Source organism: Actinoplanes sp. NPDC004185, assembly GCF_053603475.1.
Genome location: NZ_JBSGFR010000047.1, coordinates 24,639 through 43,559, shown reverse-complemented (window position 1 = coordinate 43,559; position 18,921 = coordinate 24,639). Strand labels below are relative to the sequence as shown.

18 protein-coding genes and 2 pseudogenes are annotated in these 18,921 nt (G+C 66.7%); 11 read left to right on the top strand and 9 right to left on the bottom strand.

Annotated elements, in window-relative coordinates:
• Positions 1 to 248: 248 nt before the first annotated feature.
• Positions 249 to 449, bottom strand: a complete 201-nt coding sequence (locus tag ACWEOZ_RS35485; protein WP_451915029.1) for a helix-hairpin-helix domain-containing protein — start codon at positions 447 to 449, stop codon at positions 249 to 251.
• The gene (locus ACWEOZ_RS35480; RefSeq protein ID WP_451915028.1) at positions 406 to 1,968 is read right to left on the bottom strand and encodes an IS6 family transposase; all 1,563 of its coding nucleotides are present in this window, start codon (positions 1,966 to 1,968) and stop codon (positions 406 to 408) included. Before ACWEOZ_RS35480 ends, ACWEOZ_RS35485 begins: the two co-directional genes overlap by 44 nt.
• 296 nt (positions 1,969 to 2,264) lie before the next feature.
• Here ACWEOZ_RS35480 and ACWEOZ_RS35475 point away from each other — a divergent pair, with 296 nt between their 5' ends.
• On the top strand, positions 2,265 to 3,446 hold the full coding sequence (locus ACWEOZ_RS35475) for a Cmx/CmrA family chloramphenicol efflux MFS transporter (protein WP_451915027.1): 1,182 nt from the start codon (positions 2,265 to 2,267) through the stop codon (positions 3,444 to 3,446).
• Positions 3,447 to 3,983: 537 nt separating this feature from the next.
• Positions 3,984 to 4,316: a hypothetical protein gene (locus ACWEOZ_RS35470; protein WP_451915026.1), complete on the top strand. Its 333-nt coding sequence runs from the start codon at positions 3,984 to 3,986 to the stop codon at positions 4,314 to 4,316.
• Between the two features lie 528 nt (positions 4,317 to 4,844).
• On the opposite strand, the gene ACWEOZ_RS35465 is transcribed toward ACWEOZ_RS35470, so the two are convergent.
• The 4 genes from ACWEOZ_RS35465 to ACWEOZ_RS35450 form a co-directional block, all read right to left on the bottom strand.
• Positions 4,845 to 6,053, bottom strand: coding sequence for an MFS transporter (locus tag ACWEOZ_RS35465; protein WP_451915025.1), 1,209 nt, complete (start codon positions 6,051 to 6,053; stop codon positions 4,845 to 4,847).
• A 169-nt stretch (positions 6,054 to 6,222) separates the two neighbouring features.
• Positions 6,223 to 6,507 carry a hypothetical protein gene (locus ACWEOZ_RS35460; protein ID WP_451915024.1) on the bottom strand — a complete coding sequence of 95 codons (285 nt, stop codon included), beginning with the start codon at positions 6,505 to 6,507 and terminating at the stop codon, positions 6,223 to 6,225.
• Positions 6,508 to 6,947: 440 nt separating this feature from the next.
• On the bottom strand, positions 6,948 to 7,106 hold the full coding sequence (locus tag ACWEOZ_RS35455; RefSeq protein ID WP_451915023.1) for a hypothetical protein: 159 nt from the start codon (positions 7,104 to 7,106) through the stop codon (positions 6,948 to 6,950).
• Positions 7,107 to 7,455: 349 nt separating this feature from the next.
• On the bottom strand, positions 7,456 to 7,908 hold the full coding sequence (locus tag ACWEOZ_RS35450) for a nuclear transport factor 2 family protein (RefSeq protein WP_451915022.1): 453 nt from the start codon (positions 7,906 to 7,908) through the stop codon (positions 7,456 to 7,458).
• Between the two features lie 89 nt (positions 7,909 to 7,997).
• On the opposite strand from ACWEOZ_RS35450, the pseudogene ACWEOZ_RS35445 reads away from it, so the two are divergent.
• From ACWEOZ_RS35445 to ACWEOZ_RS35435, 3 genes and pseudogenes are all read left to right on the top strand, one after another.
• Positions 7,998 to 8,147, top strand: a pseudogene (locus tag ACWEOZ_RS35445) (TetR/AcrR family transcriptional regulator C-terminal domain-containing protein); the annotation flags it as partial.
• A gap of 86 nt (positions 8,148 to 8,233) precedes the next feature.
• Positions 8,234 to 8,494 carry a hypothetical protein gene (locus ACWEOZ_RS35440; RefSeq protein ID WP_451915021.1) on the top strand — a complete coding sequence of 87 codons (261 nt, stop codon included), beginning with the start codon at positions 8,234 to 8,236 and terminating at the stop codon, positions 8,492 to 8,494.
• Between the two features lie 359 nt (positions 8,495 to 8,853).
• Positions 8,854 to 9,165, top strand: coding sequence for a hypothetical protein (locus ACWEOZ_RS35435; protein WP_451915020.1), 312 nt, complete (start codon positions 8,854 to 8,856; stop codon positions 9,163 to 9,165).
• A gap of 803 nt (positions 9,166 to 9,968) precedes the next feature.
• Here the strand turns inward: ACWEOZ_RS35435 and ACWEOZ_RS35430 are convergent.
• Together ACWEOZ_RS35430 and ACWEOZ_RS35425 are read right to left on the bottom strand one after the other, a co-directional pair.
• Positions 9,969 to 11,426 carry a serine hydrolase domain-containing protein gene (locus ACWEOZ_RS35430; protein ID WP_451915019.1) on the bottom strand — a complete coding sequence of 486 codons (1,458 nt, stop codon included), beginning with the start codon at positions 11,424 to 11,426 and terminating at the stop codon, positions 9,969 to 9,971.
• 50 nt (positions 11,427 to 11,476) lie between these two features.
• Positions 11,477 to 12,982, bottom strand: a complete 1,506-nt coding sequence (locus tag ACWEOZ_RS35425; protein WP_451915054.1) for an MFS transporter — start codon at positions 12,980 to 12,982, stop codon at positions 11,477 to 11,479.
• Between the two features lie 211 nt (positions 12,983 to 13,193).
• On the opposite strand from ACWEOZ_RS35425, the gene ACWEOZ_RS35420 reads away from it, so the two are divergent.
• Positions 13,194 to 13,775, top strand: coding sequence for a TetR/AcrR family transcriptional regulator (locus ACWEOZ_RS35420; protein ID WP_451915018.1), 582 nt, complete (start codon positions 13,194 to 13,196; stop codon positions 13,773 to 13,775).
• A 268-nt stretch (positions 13,776 to 14,043) separates the two neighbouring features.
• On the opposite strand, the gene ACWEOZ_RS35415 is transcribed toward ACWEOZ_RS35420, so the two are convergent.
• Positions 14,044 to 15,603: a carboxylesterase/lipase family protein gene (locus tag ACWEOZ_RS35415; protein ID WP_451915017.1), complete on the bottom strand. Its 1,560-nt coding sequence runs from the start codon at positions 15,601 to 15,603 to the stop codon at positions 14,044 to 14,046.
• Positions 15,604 to 15,698: 95 nt separating this feature from the next.
• On the opposite strand from ACWEOZ_RS35415, the gene ACWEOZ_RS35410 reads away from it, so the two are divergent.
• From ACWEOZ_RS35410 to ACWEOZ_RS35390, 5 genes and pseudogenes are all read left to right on the top strand, one after another.
• Positions 15,699 to 16,271: a TetR/AcrR family transcriptional regulator gene (locus ACWEOZ_RS35410; RefSeq protein WP_451915016.1), complete on the top strand. Its 573-nt coding sequence runs from the start codon at positions 15,699 to 15,701 to the stop codon at positions 16,269 to 16,271.
• Positions 16,272 to 16,320: 49 nt separating this feature from the next.
• Positions 16,321 to 17,181, top strand: coding sequence for an alpha/beta fold hydrolase (locus ACWEOZ_RS35405; RefSeq protein WP_451915015.1), 861 nt, complete (start codon positions 16,321 to 16,323; stop codon positions 17,179 to 17,181).
• A pseudogene (locus tag ACWEOZ_RS35400) lies at positions 17,178 to 17,450 on the top strand (AfsR/SARP family transcriptional regulator); the annotation flags it as partial. The gene ACWEOZ_RS35405 and the pseudogene ACWEOZ_RS35400, both read left to right, overlap by 4 nt.
• Positions 17,410 to 17,724, top strand: a complete 315-nt coding sequence (locus tag ACWEOZ_RS35395; RefSeq protein WP_451915053.1) for a BTAD domain-containing putative transcriptional regulator — start codon at positions 17,410 to 17,412, stop codon at positions 17,722 to 17,724. The pseudogene ACWEOZ_RS35400 and the gene ACWEOZ_RS35395, both read left to right, overlap by 41 nt.
• The gene (locus ACWEOZ_RS35390) at positions 17,651 to 18,430 is read left to right on the top strand and encodes an AfsR/SARP family transcriptional regulator (RefSeq protein ID WP_451915014.1); all 780 of its coding nucleotides are present in this window, start codon (positions 17,651 to 17,653) and stop codon (positions 18,428 to 18,430) included. The genes ACWEOZ_RS35395 and ACWEOZ_RS35390 overlap by 74 nt, the downstream gene beginning before the upstream one ends.
• The last annotated feature ends 491 nt before the right edge of the window (positions 18,431 to 18,921 follow it).

Here is an 18,921-nt window from a genome sequence, read left to right as displayed (position 1 = left end):
AACCTACGCCTGGTAGGTTTCCCGTCACGGGCAGGAGGCCGGAACCGGTGACCCGCGCCCGGCGTAGGCTGAACCGCTTTAGACCGCCGGGACCGGCCCGTCCGCCCCGGTAGCAACTCACGGACAACACCTTCCTCACCAATCAGGTCCAGGCAGCGGATGGTCAGCTCGGCGGGTACGTCGAGAGTCTTTTCCGCGTCCGCGACCAGTTGCGGGGTCGGCACGAAGCAGTGGCCGTTGTCGGTGGCCTACGACCACGTGTGCTGCAACCGGGCCATCACCCGCTGCGGACTGTCATGCGGGATCCCCGCGGCCTGCGCGATCGTCTCCGCGGTCTTGAACCCGATCCCCCACACCCCGGCGGCAAGCCGGTACGGCTTGTTCTTGATCACATAGATCGAGGCGTCACCGTACTTCTGGTAGAACCGCACCGCGATCGAGGTAGACACCCTGTCGCCTTGCGGGAACACCATTACTTACTTGATGGCCCTTCTGCGCCACCCACGTTGCGGCGATCTTCGCCGTGCGTTTCGGGCCCAATCCCGGCACTTCCACCAGCCGGGTTGGTTCGTCCTCGATGATCTGCAGGGTGTCGAGGCCGAAGTGCTCGACGATCCGCTCGGCGAACACCGGCCCGATGCCCTTGGTCAACCTCGAGCCGAGGTAGCGGCGGATGCCCTGGAGCGTGGCGGGGAGCCGACGCGATCGGGCAGACCTGACCCCCGGCCGTGGTCCAGACGTGTGTGATCCACCTGCTGCGCAACTCGTTCCGCTACGCCGGCCGCCAGCACTACGACGCGATCGCCAAAGCGTTGCGGCCGGTCTACCGCACCGACCGAGGCCGCCACCCGGGCCCAGTTCAACGAGTTCACCCAGGCCTCCTGCTCGGAAAGCATCCACGTTCAGAGAGATCCGGTCCGGCCGCGAGGTCTGGAACCGAGCGCGCACCGACGAAGTCCTTGTGGACGTCGAAGACGTCGCGCTCGGCCACGAGAACCGCCACCGCTGGAACCGCCCCAGCGAGTTGCCAACGGTCAACACGAGGGTGACGAGGTGAATGATCGCGGTGGGGTCACCGTGTCCGGGCGGCGGCGCAGTTGACTGGTCCGACAGCGGTCGTGCTCCACCGCGTTCCCATACGGCGACGGCATCCCCGTCGGGTTGCGCCACCCAGCCCAAGGCCTCGGGTCGTGCAGGCGTGCCGGTGAACGTCAGGGTGAGCGCGGCGGTGCCGGCCCCGAACCGTACCGGCTTGCTCTGCTCCGCCTCATTCTCCCAGCCCTCGGCGTCGTAGAGGATGAACATCGCCGGGTCGACGGTGATCGGACGGGTGGCGGTGACCTCGAGGACGGCCGTGGCGGAGTGAGCCGACCAGGTGGTCGAGGCGAGCGTCACGGTGGCGACCGGCGTGGACCTGCGGGTGACGGGGCCGTGATCGGCTTCCATCGGGTTGTTCGCGTACTGCTCGACGTGGTGCCACGCCGAGGGGACCAGTTCGGCGAGCACGCCGGGATAGACCGGCGCGGCGTCGGTGACCACCTCGGTTGGTGTCAACTTCAGCGTGCACAGCGCCCGGGTGAAGAATCGGCGGGCGGCCAGGGCGTCTCGGCGGACGGTGAGCAGCACGTCGACGACCTGGCCGTGCTGGTCGACGGCTCGGTAGACGTAGCGCCACACGCCGTTGACCTTGACGTAGGTCTCCTCCACGAACCAGCGATCGCCAGGCGAGTGGCGGGTGAATCGGGCGGCGTCGGCGAGCAGTGGGGCGAACCGGTGCACCCAGCGGTAGACGGTGACATGGTCGACCTGAATGCCGCGTTCGGTGAGCAGTTCCTCGACGTCGCGGTAGGAGAGGCCGTAGCGCAGGTACCAGCGGACCGCCACCATGATCACCTCGGCCGGGAAGCGGAAGCAGGCGAACGCCGACCGGGGAGGAGACCAGGAATGAGACCGAGCCGCGGACTTCATCGGTCAACCCTGCCTGATCTTCCGATCAGCCGACGCAACAGAGCCGTTGTGGCTGGCCGACGCGCGTGCCAGGCTTAACCCGGTAGCTAAAGGTCGATGGCTTGAGTAAGTTGGTGCCATGTCGAGCCCGGAGGCATCCAAGGTGGGGGCTCTCGGTCACACCGTCAGCCCCCTGAACTGCTGAGTTCCTAGTCCATCTCGTAGCAGCTTGCTCGGTGGACATTCGACGCGCACTCTCGGGGCGCTGGCCGCGGTGACGAGACGTCTCCTCGTTCTCTCTCACCTCGGAGTTCTTGATGCCTGTGCCGCTCTACCTGCTTGCCGTGGCGATCTTCGCCATGGGCACCTCGGAATTCATGCTCGCCGGCCTCGTACCGGACATCGCCACGAGCCTCGACGTGTCAGTCGGGGCCGCCGGGCTACTGACCTCGGCATTCGCTGTCGGGATGGTCGTCGGTGCGCCGCTGATGGCGGCGATTGCGCGCCGCTGGCCCGCCCGAGCCAGCCTGCTCGGCTTCGTGTTGGTTTTCGCCGTGACCCACGTCGTGGGCGCCCTTACATTTAGTTTCGCGGTTTTGCTTGTCACCCGGGTGGCCGCTGCCCTGGCCAACGCGGGCTTCCTTGCTGTGGCACTGAGCACGGCGGTCATGCTCGTCGCGAGTGATGAGAAGGGGCGCGCGCTTGGGGTGCTGTTCTCGGGTACGACAGCAGCCACCGTCGTCGGAGTTCCTGGCGGTGCCGTGCTCGGCACGTTGCTTGACTGGCGGGCAACCTTCTGGGCGATCGCGCTACTCTGCGTTCCCGCTGCCTACGGAGTCATGAAGAGCATCCCGGCCCGTGCCGGAACGACCCTTCAGGGCCGTGCGGCTCGCTCGTCTCTTCGGAGCGAGATGGCCCCGCTGGCGATGCCCAGGCTGGTCCTGGTCATGCTGCTCGGCGCCCTGGTCAACGCTGCTACCTTTGCCACTTTCACCTTCCTGGCGCCGATCGTGACTGGCACCGCCGGCCTGGACGAGCTGTGGGTCTCGGTCGTGCTGGTGCTCTTTGGTGTCGGTTCCTTTGCCGGCGTCACCCTCGCGGGACGGCTCTCTGATCAGCGTCCCGGCATCGTGGTCGCAGTTAGTGGCCCGTTGCTATTGCTCGGTTGGATGGCGTTGGCGACTCTGGCTGCCCAGCCGGTGGCGCTTCTGCTCCTCATTCTCGTGCAGGGCATGCTGTCCTTCGCGTTGGGCAGCACCCTCATCGCCAGGGTGCTTCATGAGGCGGCGGGCGCTCCCACCATGGGAGGGTCGTATGCGACCGCGGCTGTCAACATCGGTGCTGCCGGCGGCCCCGTCGCTGCAGCAGCGGCCCTCGGTGCCAATTCTGGTGACCTCGGCCCGGTGTGGGTAAGCGGTCTGCTGATCGCGATCGCTCTGCTTATCTCGCTGCCATTCCTGCGGGTAATCGCACCCCGCGCCTCCACGGCGATCCGATGACCACGCGAGCGCTCATTGAGTATCGCGGGACGGCAGCTGCTCATCGAGCGCGGCGGGTTTGCCCAATTGCTCACGTCGTCGCGGAGATGTGGGTCCCGCGGGCCTGAGCCAGCACGTGGGTCAGTCGCGCACGTCGCCACGGTGAGGGCGGACTCCAGCACCGGATCCTGGGCCGGTTCACTGACGGCGGCGCCCGGAGCATCCACGGCCACGGCAGCGACCAGAGTTCGCGAAGATCCGCACGCAGGTCTACGAGCTCGTCCAATCGGCGAAGCGAGGTGACCGGCCGCCGATCGGTTGACCGACCGGCGCGGCATACGATGTCAGGAGCTGCAGCAATAGCGCTGAGAAGCATGCGCGGCATGTCAATACCAGGCACCGGCCCGATCGTGAACGACGTGTACGCGGGCGCCGGACGGCCATCCTGCGCGAGGAGTACGCCCCGCCCCACCGGTTGATTGAGACCGAGCTGACCGAGCGGTGCGAGCCGATTCGTGCTCCGCAACGCGTTCACCCGGCTGCAGACCGAGGGCCTGGTTGAGCCCCAGCCGAATCGGGGGCGCCCGGGTCCGGGAGATCTCGGTCGCCGAGGCCATCGAGATCCGCCGGGCTGTCGAGGGCCTGGTCGCCGCCTGGATCACTGACACCGAGATCGCCCATCTGCACGAGCTGGGCAAGTCGGTGAACGCGGCCGTGCGGGCAGCCGACATGCTGCGTTACTCGAAGCTCGAATGCCCCCGCTGCACGGCGAGGTTCGGTCGATCGCCCGGCACGACTCGGCGAGCCGGATCATCGAGCAGCTCAACGGCCAGATGGTGCGTCACCAGTTTCCTCTCTCGCTGGTCCCCGGCCGGCCGCCTCCTTGCCTGAGCATCTAGCGATCATTGATGCGGTCTGCAGGCGCGATCCTGGGGTGGCCGAGCTGGCGATGCGCACCCACTGACCAGTGTGCTCGACGCGCTCAACACGTTCGCTACGGCATCAGCTACACGCGGGTTACTCCACCCCTAGGCACGACGCCGCTTGTTGGGCGAAGTGAAGTCGTCAAGGGCGCCGCCGCCGGTGGGCCGGGTCGAGATAGCGAAAAACTTGTCGGGGCAAAGGAACACGGTGGCCCGGCCTGTCTCCACCAGCGGCGAGAGTGACCTTCGGGTCCACCGAACCCAACCCTGCCTCCACCGTCGAACGAGCCGACGCTTGACGGTCGCGACGGCCAGAACAGCACGCCTGCGCGCCGCTAGCGTGCCGGACGGCCAGCTCCGACAGCAGCCGGTGGCGAGGCGCAGGTCGTACACCGGCAGGTCCGGGTGCCCAGTTCGCAGATGCCTCCGATGTGGAAGCGGGGCAGTGCGCGGCGGACGTGGGTGTCGAGCCGCACCTTCCCTCGGTCAGTGCCACTCACGACGTGGCAGTCCGTTGGGGGTTCGCCGACCACCCCGCGCCGAGCGCGACGAGCAGAGCCACGCCAGAGCCCCATATCATGACCGTCGACGGCGACGTCGCGTCGACCACGACGCCGCCGAGCAGGGCGCCGAGTGCGATGGTGGCTTGGAACGACGCCGTGAACAGTACGGAAGCCGCTTCAGTCGCGCCTGCCGCCCCGGCCGCGAACCAGGTTTGTGAGCAGACCGGCACGGCCCCGTAGGCCAGACCCCAGACGATGAGAAGCAGCATCGCCGCGGCCGCTGCAGTACCGAACACAGGCAGCAGTGCTGTGGCCGCGGCCAGGACGACGGCACTCACGATCAGGGTGACCTGTAGGCGGTGCCGCACGGTCGTGCCGGCGATGAAGTTACCCATGACCCCGGCAATGCCGTAGACCAGCAGGAATGGCGTAACCGAGTCGACGCCGGTGGCCTGTTTCAGGAATGGGGTGACATACGTGTAGGTGCCGAAGTGCGCGGTCACGACGAGCACCGTCAGAACGAGTGCGGTGCGGCCAGTGCGATGACGTGCCACCTGCGTCAACGCGGCGAGGCTGACCGGTTGGGCGGGGGGCAGCGCGGGAAGCACCGCGACGAGTGCTCCCAGGATGAGCACGGTGAGGGCGCCGAGCACGACGAATGCGGTACGCCAGCCACCGACCTGGGCGATCAACGTGCCGGCAGGAACACCGAAGACCGATCCCAGCGGTACGGCCGAGAAGATCACCGCGGTTGCCACGCCGACCCGTTCGGGTCGCACCAACCGTGCTGCGAGGCCAGCGCCGATCGACCAGAAGCCTCCGATGACGATACCGACGAGTCCTCGCGACGCCACCAGCACGGGGTAGGACGTCGCGGTGGCCGCCACAAAGTTGGCCGCGGCCAACAGCAGCATGAGGGCGCACAGCACCATCCGCCGATCGAGTCGGCCGACGGCGACGGTGACAGTCGGCGCCGACACTGCCGCCAGCAGCCCCGGCAGGGTCATCGTCAGGCCGGCGATACCGTTGGAGACGCCGAACGTCGATCCGATCGAGGTCAGTAGACCGATCGGCAGGATCTCTGCGGTGACGATGACGAAGATGCCCAGCGCCACGCAGACGACGGCGAACCACCCGCGCAGCGGAGACCTGCTGACCGCGCCATGCGCCGGGCTGTTTAAAGGTGAGGTAAGGGTCGACATGTGTCGAGCCAACAGTCATCATCGCCCGATTTCTGGCGGCTTTCAGCCTTCAATGTCGGACTGAGACGAGCGCCACGGCGGAGTAGGTCTCACTTGAGTTGACTCGTGCGGCGTGGCCGCGGGTTAGCCGAGTTCTTCTTTGTGTTTGTGCTGGCCCAGGATTGTCCGGTCACAATGTGGCCGCCGTGGCGTCTGGCGGGGCGCTGGTGGCGTCGTCCGGGTAGACGTCCGGGTCCGGGTTAAGGGTTTTCCGCGCGGCGGCAGGGCTGCCGGCCTTGCCGTGCAGGTGCCGAACTCTCGCCGGACGCGGGTCGGGGTGAGCCGCTGTGGCGAGGCCGGGCGTTCCCAGGGCGGCGCAGGCCAGCAATCGCAGTCCGGTCGAGGCGCCGCTGTACGTGATGGCGCTGCTCGATGACGGGGTGCCGAGCCGGGTGGAGCTGGCGCTCGAAGTCACTTACGAAACTACGATTGCCATATAGCGGCATCCGGTCGCCAGCAGCCACCTAGTGTCGGCGCCAGCAGATCAGAGCACAGGCGAGGCTGACCAAGCCGTCGTGGATGCCGAGGTGTCGTTCCCAGCGCACGGCCAGTCGGCGGATCTGGTGCAGCAGGGCGAAGGTCTGCTCGACGACGTTGCGCAGCTTGCCCGGGCTTTTGACACCGCTGGTCTTGGGCTTCGGGATGATCGGTTCGGTGCCACGTTCGCGGCAGGCCCGGCGGAACGCTGCGCTGCTGTAGGCCTGTCGGCCAGAAGCGTGGTGAAGCAGCGTCTGGGCCGGCCCCAGTGGCCAGCAATCGGTGGATAGCCGTCGAGTAGGTCGACGGCGCGGCTGATGTCGGGCACGTTCCCGCCGCTGGTCGGCACATAGATGGGGGTGCCGTTACCGACGCAGATCAGGTGAGGCTTGCCGCGGTTGACCGGCGACGGGCCCGTCCCGGCACCCCCTTTTTTTTCGCGTCGATGTGACTACCGTCCATCACCGCACGTGACCAGTCGATCCGGTTCGGCGCGTTCAACTTGGCCGGCAGGATCAGATGCAGCTGGTCGAACACGTCTGCGTCTGTCCACCGCTTGAGCCGACGCCAGCAAGTCATGCCGGACCCGAAGCCGAGCTCCTGTGGCAGTCTTTCCAGCCGATGCCGGCGTGCAGCACGAACAAAGATGCCTGCAGGCACTGTCATCGCCGCACTGATCGTCCGCCGCCACCAGCCCAACATATCTGGTCATGGTCATACTGGCGCCGCAGGTGACAACACCAAGCCCGCCTCAGTCACTACAAACGCCGAGGCTACACATTCTGCTAACTACCGTTGCAGTACTGGACGCTGGCGTGATTACTCTGCGGCATGACAGCGATCCCCTGATACGGCACACGACGCGTTGAGCTGCACCACGCGGGTTCTACCGACGCTCCACCGTCGAGCGAACTGGGTCGAACTCGGCAAAGACCATACGCATTCCTTTCGCAGTATCCATGTACTCGCGAACCCGGTGAATGAGACCGTTGCGCAGTTCGAATATGAAGCAATAGTCATTTGTGTAGTGGCTACCATTGGAAAGTGTGGCGCTCATTGTTTCTTCGACGATGACGGTGTTACCGTCGGCGTAGAAGCCCCTAAAATCGATCGAGACCGCGCCGGTGAACAGCCGCGGAAAATCCCGCGTGAGGAAGCCGACGATCATATCTCGACCGACCATGCGATGCGGCACGTCGAGCGCCAACGCGGTCGCGTTGCCGGCCGGGGCAAGCCACTCCGCAGTCTCGTGAAAAACCGGCGAAATCTGCAGAGGGTCCCTGGTGGCGAATGCCTTCCACGCCCTCTGTACCAGTTCTCGGCTTTGCTGAGAAGTCATGCTGGACAGCGTAGGGTCATCTGACTTGTCACGCTGGCGGAATTCAGACATCATCCTCCCTCTATTGATACGTCGGCTCCAAGGACGGCCTGCTCGACCTGACGCTCGACGAAGTCATCGGCGAGTTCGACATCCTCGATCCGCAACCCGAACGCTGGCAAGATCAGCTTCGCGCGGTGGCCCGGTCGATGCGCCGCACGATCTTGCGCCACCGCGACATCGGTCGCCTGTCCGTCGGCCGCACACCCATGGCCTTCACGCCGTCCGCATCACCAAAGCCGTCCTGGCGATCCTGTGGTCGGGCAGCGTACCGGATCCTCTCGCAGTGCAGAGCTACTTGCTCCTGCTCGCCGTCGTCAACGGCTTCACCATGGACGAGTCAGGCCCAACCGTCGCACCAGAGGGCACACCTGAACCTGACGACATCCCCACAGCGGTCCGCGACTACTTCGCCTCACTCCCCGCCTCGGACTTCCCCAACCTCACCCAGGTAGCCGATCACTTCGCGTTCGCGGACCAAGACGCCCGAATCGAACTCCTCACCGGCTTGTTCGTCGACGGCATTACCTCATCAGTCAGGCGATGACCTTAAGGGTGATCGAATGCACCGTGGTGTGCGGCGAGAAGTCATGGGGAAGGTACCCCCAGGAAATCCCCAACCGAATTAACTAGGACGGCGTTGAGCGCCCTCCGGACGTCGGAGCGGGCGGGTTCGCCGATCGGTCGCCGGTCGAGGCGTGCCTGCTGCCAGGCGCGCAGAGTTGGTCCGATCACCATGCCGCGCAGGACGTCATCGCTGAGACGGCGTTGACATGAGCCGCTCCCCAGCGACGGCCACCTGGCGTCCTGGGCCAAGTTCTGCCCAGAGACCCACGAGTCGGCCGGAAAGCGCAAAAGAACGACGCCGCGCCAGAGCCAACGAACGCGCGGCTGGCCGGCCGGGCGGTGGCGAACCTGTTCGCGCCCGAGCAAATGGAGCAGGAGTTGTACCGGATGAGCATCCAAGGCCTCGGAGTGGAGTTCGGTACGACTTCGGTGGTCCGGGAAATCGTCGAGGATTATGTCGAGGTCTCCATGAACTGGCTACGCCACCTGGTGGCAGCGGACAACACCGCATTCATGCCTTGGAGTGGCGAGGTCGTTCAGGTCCAGTCGAGAGGCAGTACCTTCGACGGCTCGTGGCCCGGCGCGACAGTCACCCGTATCGTACGGGTCGACAGCGGGCGGGCCGATCTGGGCGTCTTTGTACGGCCATAGGTATGACGCAACATCAGCTTCGGCGAGGTGTGCCCTCGGACGCAGCCAGCACGTCACCTCCATCGTCATCACGATCATGTCGTCTGCAGCCCACGGAATCGGCACCCGGCCGACGCGATGCGCAGCGCTTCTATGTCAATCCGGCCATGGCGCATACAACGCGCCATGACCCCGGCGATGTACGGCTCCCGGACGGCGAGGACCTTGGGGCGGATCGGCGACCGGGTGGCCTCCGTGGTCAGAACGGCGATGGATGCGGAGATAACGCGGTCGACTGATGCCATCTGTGGCGCCGTTCTACCGGCTGGTGGCGGCAATGGACGCCGGTCGGCACACCTTCAGCGAGACGACGCCGCCGCACCCAGGCGAACGGACCAGCCCGCCCGTTCATCACCCAGTCGCGTACGGCCGGGTGAGTTGGTGCGAATTGACACGTCGCCGCTGGATGTGATGGCGCTGCTCGATGACGGGGTGCCGAGCCGGGTGGAGCCGGCGCTACAAGTCACTTACGAAACTACGATTGCGGCGAAGTGGGCATCCGGTTTTCGCAGTGGCGTAGCAGCACCAGCGGCGCCAGCAGCGAGCAAGCTCGCCAGAGACATGTCGGTCTGTGGAAGGGATCAGGCAGATCGCGGCCGTCGGCCCTTCCAGATCGGGCAGCATCTCGCGGACGACGCACTTCTCGGCGATCAGGTCGTTCAGGAAACGGGCGGCCAGACTTGCCAGCGCCTCGAGCTGATGGAGCGGGACGCCGGACGCTGTAGGCGCCCCACTCCATCAGAGGACTTGCATCGGTCGTTCAGTCAGGCAATTTTGGGGGTGGCGCGCATACCCACGTAGCAGACCTGAGTGCCGTTGGCGAGGGTGGAGAAAACGACCGGCATATAGTCCTCGCTGAACGATGGGCCTGCGCCGGAGGCGGCGAAGGCCGTCTCCGTAACCGGCTTCAGGCCCATCTCCAAGGGCGGGGACATGTCTTTCATGTCGTCGACGAACTCGTACCGCAGGTGGAGCGAGCCGTCATGGTTGCGGGAAACGGTGATGACGACGCCCTCGCGCTTGTACGTGCCGAGCAGCGGCGTGAGGTCGATCGCGGGTGGTGTCGTGGCCGGGGCGAACGGTGCGGGCATGGTGACGCCGGCGAGTTCGGCGAGCAGGTCGCGGAACAGGTTGGCGTACAGCAGACGGGCTGCGCCGCCGTTTGTCATCAGAACCAGGGCGAGGTTCGCGTGCGGGACGACGCGCAGGTAGGCGTACTGGCCGATGGCGGCGCCGTCGTGGCCGTAGCCGGTGATGCCGTTCCAGTCGTAGAGAGTCCAGCCCAGGCCCCACCCGTCGGCGCTGACCGTCCACTTGTCGGGTACGTCCACCTGGCGGTGCTGCATGGCGCCGACTGCGTCGGTGGAAAGGATGCGGGCGCCATCGGGGGCGAGGCCGCCGTCGAGGTGCATCCAGGCGAAACGGGCCATGTCGCCGGCGGAGACGATGACCCTGCCCGCCGGGCCGACGGAGCGAGGCATCGCGTCCCAGAACGGGGCCGGGTCGGGATAGGTACCGGGTTCGCCCAGGTGGCTCATAGCAACGCGGAAGCGCAACGCCTCTTCTGGCAGCGTTACTGAGCGTTCCAGGCCGAGTGGCTGGAACAGGAGGTTCTTGAGGGCCTGGTCCCAGGTCAGGCCGGTGAGCTTCTCGATGACGCGGCCCAGCACGACGTAGCCGAGGCCGCCGTACGACATGGCCGTGCCGGGTGGGCAGTCCAGTGCCACCCGCCGGGCGGCTTCGACATACCGGGCGAGGCAGTCGTCACCCCGGCCGCCGTCGAAGTTGAAGTCGTTGGTCACGCCGCCGGTGTGGGACAGCAGCTGCCGGATGGTGATCGTCTTGGTGGCCTCGGGGTCAGGGGTGGCGAACTCCGGCAGCACGTCCACGACGGGCGCGTTCAGGTCCAGCTTTCCCTCGTCGGCCAGCCGCATGATCAGCGTGGCGGTGTAGACCTTGGCGATCGAACCGGATAGGAACACCGAGTCGGGGGTCACCGCCACGCCGGTGCCGCGGTGCAGCACTCCGCTGGCCAGCTCGTAGACTTGCCCGTCAATCACCACGGCCAGGCTCGCACCGGGGACATGGTGGGCGGCGCGCAGCTCATCGAGCCGCTGCTGCCAGCGGTCGACGTCGAAACGCCGGCCGGCCGAGTCCCGGACGCTCTTGGTCCCCTGGGCCGTGCAGTCGCCGTGGGCGTTCCAGCTCATAGTCTCGGACATCGTGCTTCCTTTCGATCGATCAGGTGCTCGGAGAATTGGAGGTAGAGGCGTCAGAAGGGGCGAGCGGCCGTCGTGAGCTCCGGCGCCGCGTCGCGCCGGGGTGCCGGGCGCGGCGCGCTGGCTCGCTCGCGCAGGACGATTAAGGCAATGGCGGCCGCGGCCAGAACCCCCGCGGCGCTGATCATGAAGGCGGACGACATCGCCGTGGTGAAGGCATGGCGGGAAGCCTCCGCGAGAGCGCCGTCGCCGGTGCGCTCGGCCACTGTCAGTGCGTCACCTATGGAGCGGGCGGCCTGGGCGGGAGCCGAGTCGGACATGGTGCCGGTGAAGGCGCCGGACACGATGCTGCCCAGGAGGGCCACGCCGAGTGCGGCGCCGGCCTGCTGGAGAGTGTCGTTCAGGGCGGAGCCGACACCAGCGTGCTCGACAGGGATGGTGCTCATGAGTGCGGAGACGGCCGCAGGCACGGCCAGCCCGCCACCGGCGCCGAGCAGGAACAGGCCGACGGCCGGCTGGACGAAGCCGGCGCCTGGCGATAGGGCGGCCAGCACGCCGAATCCTGCGGCCATGGTGGTCAGGCCGCAGGCGATCAGCGTCCGGTGGCCGATCCCGGCGGCGACGGTTGCTCCAAGGGTGTTGAAGGCGAGGGAAGCGACCGCCATCGGGATGAAGGCCAAGCCGGCCTGCGTGGGCGTGAAGCCCAGGATGTACTGCAGGTACTGGGTGAGGATGAGCAGCAGCCCACCATTGCCGATCTGCACGAGGGTCAGCGACAGACTGCCTCCGCTGAAGACTCGGTTGCGGAAGAGGCGGAGCGGCACCATCGGGTGCGGTGTGTGCAGCTCCCACGCCACGAAGCCGGCCAACGCCAGGACCGCCGTCGTCAGCGCTAGCCAGGAGACACCGTGCGTCAGGTCGATGACCGTCCAGAGCAGCGCGGTCATGCCGACTACCGACAGAACCGCGCCGACCGGGTCGAGCCTGTTCGCGGGCCCCTTGGACTCGGGCATCAGGGCGAACGCTGCGACGATGGCCAGCGCGACGACGGGAACGTTGATCAGGAAGACAGCGCCCCAGTGGAAGTGGGCGATCAGCGCGCCGCCCAGCACCGGCCCGCCGACCAGGCCGAGCATGGCGACCGCGCTCCAGCACGCCATGGCCCGACGCCGTTCGACGGCATCGAAGACAGTGATCAGGATCGACAGCGTGCTGGGCATGACCAGCGCGCCGCCGACGCCCATCACCGTGCGGGCGGCGATCAGCTGGATCGGATCGGCGGCAACGGCGGCCGCGAGGGAGGCCGCCCCGAACAGCGTCAGGCCGATGACCATGACACGGCGGCGGCCGTACCGGTCCGACAGGCTGCCCGCGGTCAGCAGCAGACCGGCGAAGACCAGGATGTAGGAGTCCAGGATCCATTGCATGTCCTGGGGACTCGCGCCCAGATCCTCCGCCAGCGACGGCAGCGCGACGGCCAATGCCATGTTGTCGATGACCAGCGCCAACGTGCTGAGACACAGCACGATCAGAATCAGCCAGCGGTATGAGCGTCTCATCGTCATCGAAGCTCCTCGTAAACAACTTCTCTTGATCGGAGTGGAACGAAATGACGGGCCGTATTCGACCCTTCAGGCGCTCAGGGCGACATGCCCATCAGTAGGGCCGCCGACCGGCACGGCACGTGCCGTGCCGCAGTAAGTTGTGCTCATTTTGACCATGCTGGTCAGCTCTTGTCAACGGCACGTGTCGTGCCGATAGGGTGGCGGCATGAGTGACGACCGCCTTGCCAAGGCCGCCGAGCGGACCCAGGCGATCTTGCACACCACGCTGGAACTGGCACAGGAAGTGGGCTACGCCAAACTCAGCATCGAGGGTGTCGCGGCCCGCGCCGGCGTCGGCAAGCACACGATCTACCGTCGCTGGCAGTCCAAGGGCGCCCTGTTCCTTGACGCGGTGCTCGCTGCCAACGAGCCCGGCCTCGACTACCCCGACACCGGCGACATCGTGGCCGACCTGAGCCGGCAGATCTACGCGGCCGTCGACCTTCTGGGCCAGCCACCGCTGGGTGATCACTACCGGGCCCTGGTAGGCGAGGCCCAGCACAGTCCCTTGGTCGCCGCCGCCCTCAACGAACGCTTCATCCGCCCCCAGGCGGACAAGACCGTCGCTCGACTGAGGCGAGCCCAGCAACAGGGGCAGATCTCACCCGAGTTCGACCTGGACGTCGCCATGGACGTCCTGTCCGGCCCGCTCTACTTCAGACTCCTCATCACGCAAGAGCCGCTGACACACGAGTACGTCGACCGCGTACTCAAAGCCCTTTTCGCTGGGATAAGACCAGGACCGTAGGATCCGGCGCCGCCTTGTGAAGCGGCCCGAACCCCATTTGTTCACGGCTCAACCAAAGCGAAGAAGCGGCTCCGTCGTTCGGTCCTACCCGAACGGGCGCTCTCGCTGCCCCTCGGAACCCCGTGTCACCGGCGGACCCGCTCGACCTGATCTTCATAGGTACGCACGTTGTGCGACTGGGACCATTGTGGTCCGCGGTTTGAGTAGCACGCCAAGGGCGGGGTCACTGGTTGTCCTGAGCTGATCACCCCGCGCTTGGTGGCTGCTGTTAGCGGAGATTCTTCCAGAAACCGTAGTTGTGGTCGGTGGTGAAGTCGGCGCGCTGCCAGGCGTGCGAGGACAGTGTCTGTACGTATTCGTGGTCGCTGCGGAATGCGGGCCAGGCGGTTCGGCCGGATGCGGCGAAGCCGGTCCAGGTGTTGAGCATGCGGTTGCGGAAGGTGGTCTGCTCCGGCGCGATGTCCTCGAAGAGGGCGATGTCGTCGAAGAGATAAGGCAGTTCGGTCATGTGCCCGGCGCGGTGTTCGAAGCTGGGCGCGGGGTAGCCGTTGAACCATGGAGTGTTGCGCTCACTGAACTCGTACAACCGCGTCGGGGTCCACTTCGACAGCAGCCGTGCGGTGTCCACAGTGGGCGTTGACCAAAGCGCGTCGGTGCGGACGGTGGCCAGGGCCTCGCCCGCCGAGCCGAAGTCACTCAGCGGGTACCGCGCGAGTACAGCGTCGGCGTTGGTGTCGAACTGTGTGCGGATGGCGGGCTCATACGCCTCGGGCTTCATCGGCTCGCCTCCGGGGACGACCTCCTGCCCCAGAACCATGCCGCGCTCCTCGTCGTGATTGACGCCAATGAGGACGGGAACCCGGTTGAACCGTCCGGTGCGCAGGGCGGCGGCTGGCGACAGCGGCATCAGCTTCGTACCGGATACCGGGCGGGGCTCGTTGAACGGGCCGTAGGCCGCAAGGAGTTCAGCCACGGTCTTGCCTCGCAGGCAGGCGGCGGTGTCGCGTTCACAGTGGACCGCGTTGATGACGCGCCGGGAGTCGGCCTCGGCTTCGGCGCGTGTGCGCGAGCCGTCGGTGGCGCACGGGGCGCTTTGAATGATGGCCCGGTGGAACAGGCCGGCCGACGCGGGCGAGGCGAGGTGGCCGCAGGCGCTGTAGCCGCCACCTGACTGGCCCATGATGGTCACGTTGCGGGGATCACCGCCGAAGGCGGCGGCGTTGGCGCGGACCCAGCGCAGGGCGGCCTGTTGGTCTTGCAGACTGAGGCCGTCGGCGCCGGGCTGGGACGGGTCGGTGAAGTGGCCCATGATGCCCAGGCGGTAGTTCATCGAGACCACGACCGCGCCGTTGGCGGCCAGGCTCTTGGGGCCGTACATGTCGCCAGCGCCGTACATGAGGCTGCCGCCGTGGATCCACACGAGCACCGGCCGTTTGCCGGTGGTCTTCGTAGCGGGCGTGGTGAGGTTCAGGTACAGGCAGTCCTCGTGCTCGCTGGGGATGCCGACGGGCAGCCCTTCCGGCTGGGCGCAGGGTTTGCCGGGGGTGGACGCGTCGCGCACCCCGGTCCATGTCGCGGTCGGCTGTGGCGCCTTCCAGCGCAATTCGCCGACCGGAGCGGCGGCATAGGGAATGCCTTGAAAGCTGCGTAGCTGGCCGTCGGCGGTGCCGCGGACCTTGCCGTTGGAGGTTTGAACCACCGTCCGGTCGGCGGTGCCGTCGGTCGACGCGGCTTCGGCGAGCACGGGGATGGCCAGGGCCAGGGCGAGCCCGAGGCCCAGTGCCGCGGCGATGGCGGGCCTTCGGGAAACGATCTTGGCTTTCATCATGCGACGACGATAGAAATTTTTGGGCGATCGCGCAAGTCGTTCGCCTAAGTCGTTCGCTCTAGACGATCGTGCAAGTCGGTGTTACGCTCTGTCACATGGGAAACCGTGAAGCCCTGCTCGCCGGCGCCAAGACGTGTCTGCGGCAGAAGGGATACGACCGCAGCAGCGTCCGGGACATCGCCGCAGCGGCTGGCGTGAGCATGGCCGCCATCGGCTACCACTACGGCACCCGCGAAGCACTGCTCAACCAGGCCCTGTTCGAGATTCTCGATGAATGGGGCGACTCGATGGGTCGGGCGCTGCGCCCCGACGCCGACGGCTCCTCCAGGAGCTATTTCATGCAGATGTGGCAGAGCCTGATTGACGACTTCACGGCACAACCCGACCTGTGGCTGGCCTCGGTGGAGCTGTTCATGCAGGCCCAGCGTCAGCCCGGGCTGCGTGCGGCCCTCGCGGACGGCACCACGCAGGGTCGCCGTGGTATGGCGGCGATCCTCAAAAGCGTGCCCGAGGATCAGGTGCAGGAAGACTCGGTACGCACGCTGGGTAGCGTCCAACTCGCCCTCATGTCAGGCGTGATGATCCAGCACCTCAGCGACCCCGCGACCGCACCCACCGCCGAGGAGATCCTGCAAGGACTGCGCGCCCTGTCCGCGCTTGTCCACTGACACCAACAACGCTGCTCTCGCTCATGATCATCTTGTATGGAGGCACAGCATGACCGCTCAAGCACTGGAACAAAACGTGTCAGTGGCCTCCGTGACCGCCGCAGACGGCACATCCATCAGCTACCGCACCACAGGTACAGGGCCGGGCCTGATCATCGTGCCTGGAGCCCTGGCGCTGGCCGCGGACTTCGACCCGTTGGCCGCCGCCCTCGCCGCCCGGTTCACCGTGCACACCATCGAGCGACGCGGACGAGGCTCCAGCGGGCCGCAGGGCGACAACTACAGCGCCGAGTTGGAATGCGGGGACATCGAAGCGGTGCGTGTGGCAACCGGGGCCCGCTTCGTCTTCGGGCACAGCTTCGGCGGTTTCCTCACGCTTGAAGCCGCCCTCACGTACATGGCTTTCGAGCGTATCGCCGTCTACGAGCCCGGCGTCTGCATCAATGGCTCGATCCCAATGGGGTGGACTGAGCAGTGCCGACGACAGCTCGACGCCGGCAAGCCCTCCGAAGCGTTCCTGACCTTCATTCGGGGCATCAACCCGCAGACCAGCGGCAAGGCACCCCGCTGGCTGCTGCGCGCCGTCATCCCCCTGGCCATCAAAAAACGCGAGCGGCAGCAGAAGTACGCCCTGCTGCCCGGCACCATCCGCGAACACGCCGAAACCGCCCGCCGGAATAACGACTTCCCCAAGTACGCCCACATCACCACCGCGGTGCTACTGATGGCCGGCAAGGAAGCAGACACCACCGGCGCGGGCCGAGCGCCGGGCCACCTCAAGGACATCCTGCCCAACTCCGAACTGATCCACTTCCCCAGACTCGACCACTTCGGCCCGGAGAAAGACCCCGCCGCCATCGCCGCCACCATCACGGCGTTCTACCTCGACCGCTCAGTGCGCCGCCCATGAATTTCCGGCTGCTGGGCCCCGTGGAGATACACACCACCACCGGCCGAATCCTCCGTTTGCGGCGCCGCCAGGAGCGTCTTGCGCTGGCGGTGCTGCTGCTGGAGCCAGGACGGATGGTCACCGTCGAGCGGTTCAGCGAGCTGTTGTGGGAGCAAACACCACCGCCGGGAAACCGCACCACAGTCCAGGCCCTGATGTCCCGCATCCGCGGGACGATGGCGTCGGCCGGTGACAGCGCCGAGCCCGTGCAGCTTGTGGCGCGTGGGGGTGGGTACCTGCTGCACGTCGAGCCGGATTCGGTCGACCTGCACCGCTTCAGCCCGGCTGGTGGACGAGGCGCGCGCAATCGAGGACCCGCAGCTGCGGTACGCGCGGCTGGCGACGGCGCTCGACCTGTGGCGCGGTCCCGCACTCGCCGACGCCCCGACCGGCGCCGTCCGGGAGCGATTGTGCGGGCGGCCTGGAAGAGTTGCGGTTCGCGGCGCTGTCGGACCGGATCGACGCGGAACTCGCCGCGGGCCGGCACTCCACCTTGGCCGCTGAGCTGTACCAGCTGACCGAGGAGCACCCGCTACGGGAACGGTTGCGCGGGCAGCTCATGATGGCGCTGGACCGAGACGGCCGCCGCGCCGATGCTCTCGAGGTGTACCGACGAACCCGTCAGGTGCTGATCGCCGAGCTCGATCCGGGTCGTCGCGATCAGCTGCACGTTCTCGGCGGAGGCCGCAGTCACCAGCACACGGGCGTCCGTCCTCGGCAGCCGCCGCCGGATGAGACCGGTCACGGCTGTGCCGACGATGTAGCAGACGGCCGTGGGGCTGCCCGTCGCGATGCGGACCAAACGGTGCTGCGACGCCCCGTCCCGACACCCAGCGAGCAGTGGGAGCGCGGCGAAGCCGGCGAGCACCGTGCGGCGGGACAAGGTGTGCAGGCCCACCATCTGCACAAGTCCTCCTCAAATCTCGGCCGCTGGTGTACCGGCCGATGGGAGATCCCGGCGCTGCCGGCGAGGCCGACTCAGACCCCGATCCCGTTTCCGGTGCCCGATGGAGTGACCAACGGACGAAAGTCTCGCACGGCGTGGCGGTCAAGAGTGGCGGCGGCCCGTTCACCGTGTGGGCGGCGGCATTCGAGGGCACCTCGGATCGGAAGCAGGGCTTGCTTCGAGCCGAAGTTTCCCATGTGCATCCGCGCCGGCTTCGGTGAAGGTTTTCCATGCAACGCTTTCGAATATTCGGTGAGCGCCTAATATCGGCGGGCGGGGAAGCTGGTGAAGGCGACCGACGCCGGCCCCGACGCCGCGGTCGCTCCCATCTGTCCAAGGCAGGTCCCCTGCTGGTACTACGCGACTTGCTCGGTCTCCTCCGTGCTCCGCTGACCACGCCGCCAGAACCACGACCTTCCTCGGCGAGTGAAATTCCACCCGCAAAGCCGAAAACAATCGGCTGCAGCGTGAGCACGACTGGACCACTCGTGTCCTCGCCGATCGACGCCGCCACGGAGTCGACCAATGCGTATCAGCGCCCAGCAGCGCCAACAGAACGAATTCGCATCTGAGCCGCCATGAACCGGCTTCTTCGCAGCGAGATCCCGCCCGGTGGCAAAAATCTCATCACGACTCCCGCCCACGAAGCAGGTGTCGATCGAACCGCCTTCTACGGCGCCCGCCTCTACACTCGCCTGCACCAGGAGTTCGAGACCATGCTCATCAGAATGTGCGGGGCTGGTAACCCTGTCGAC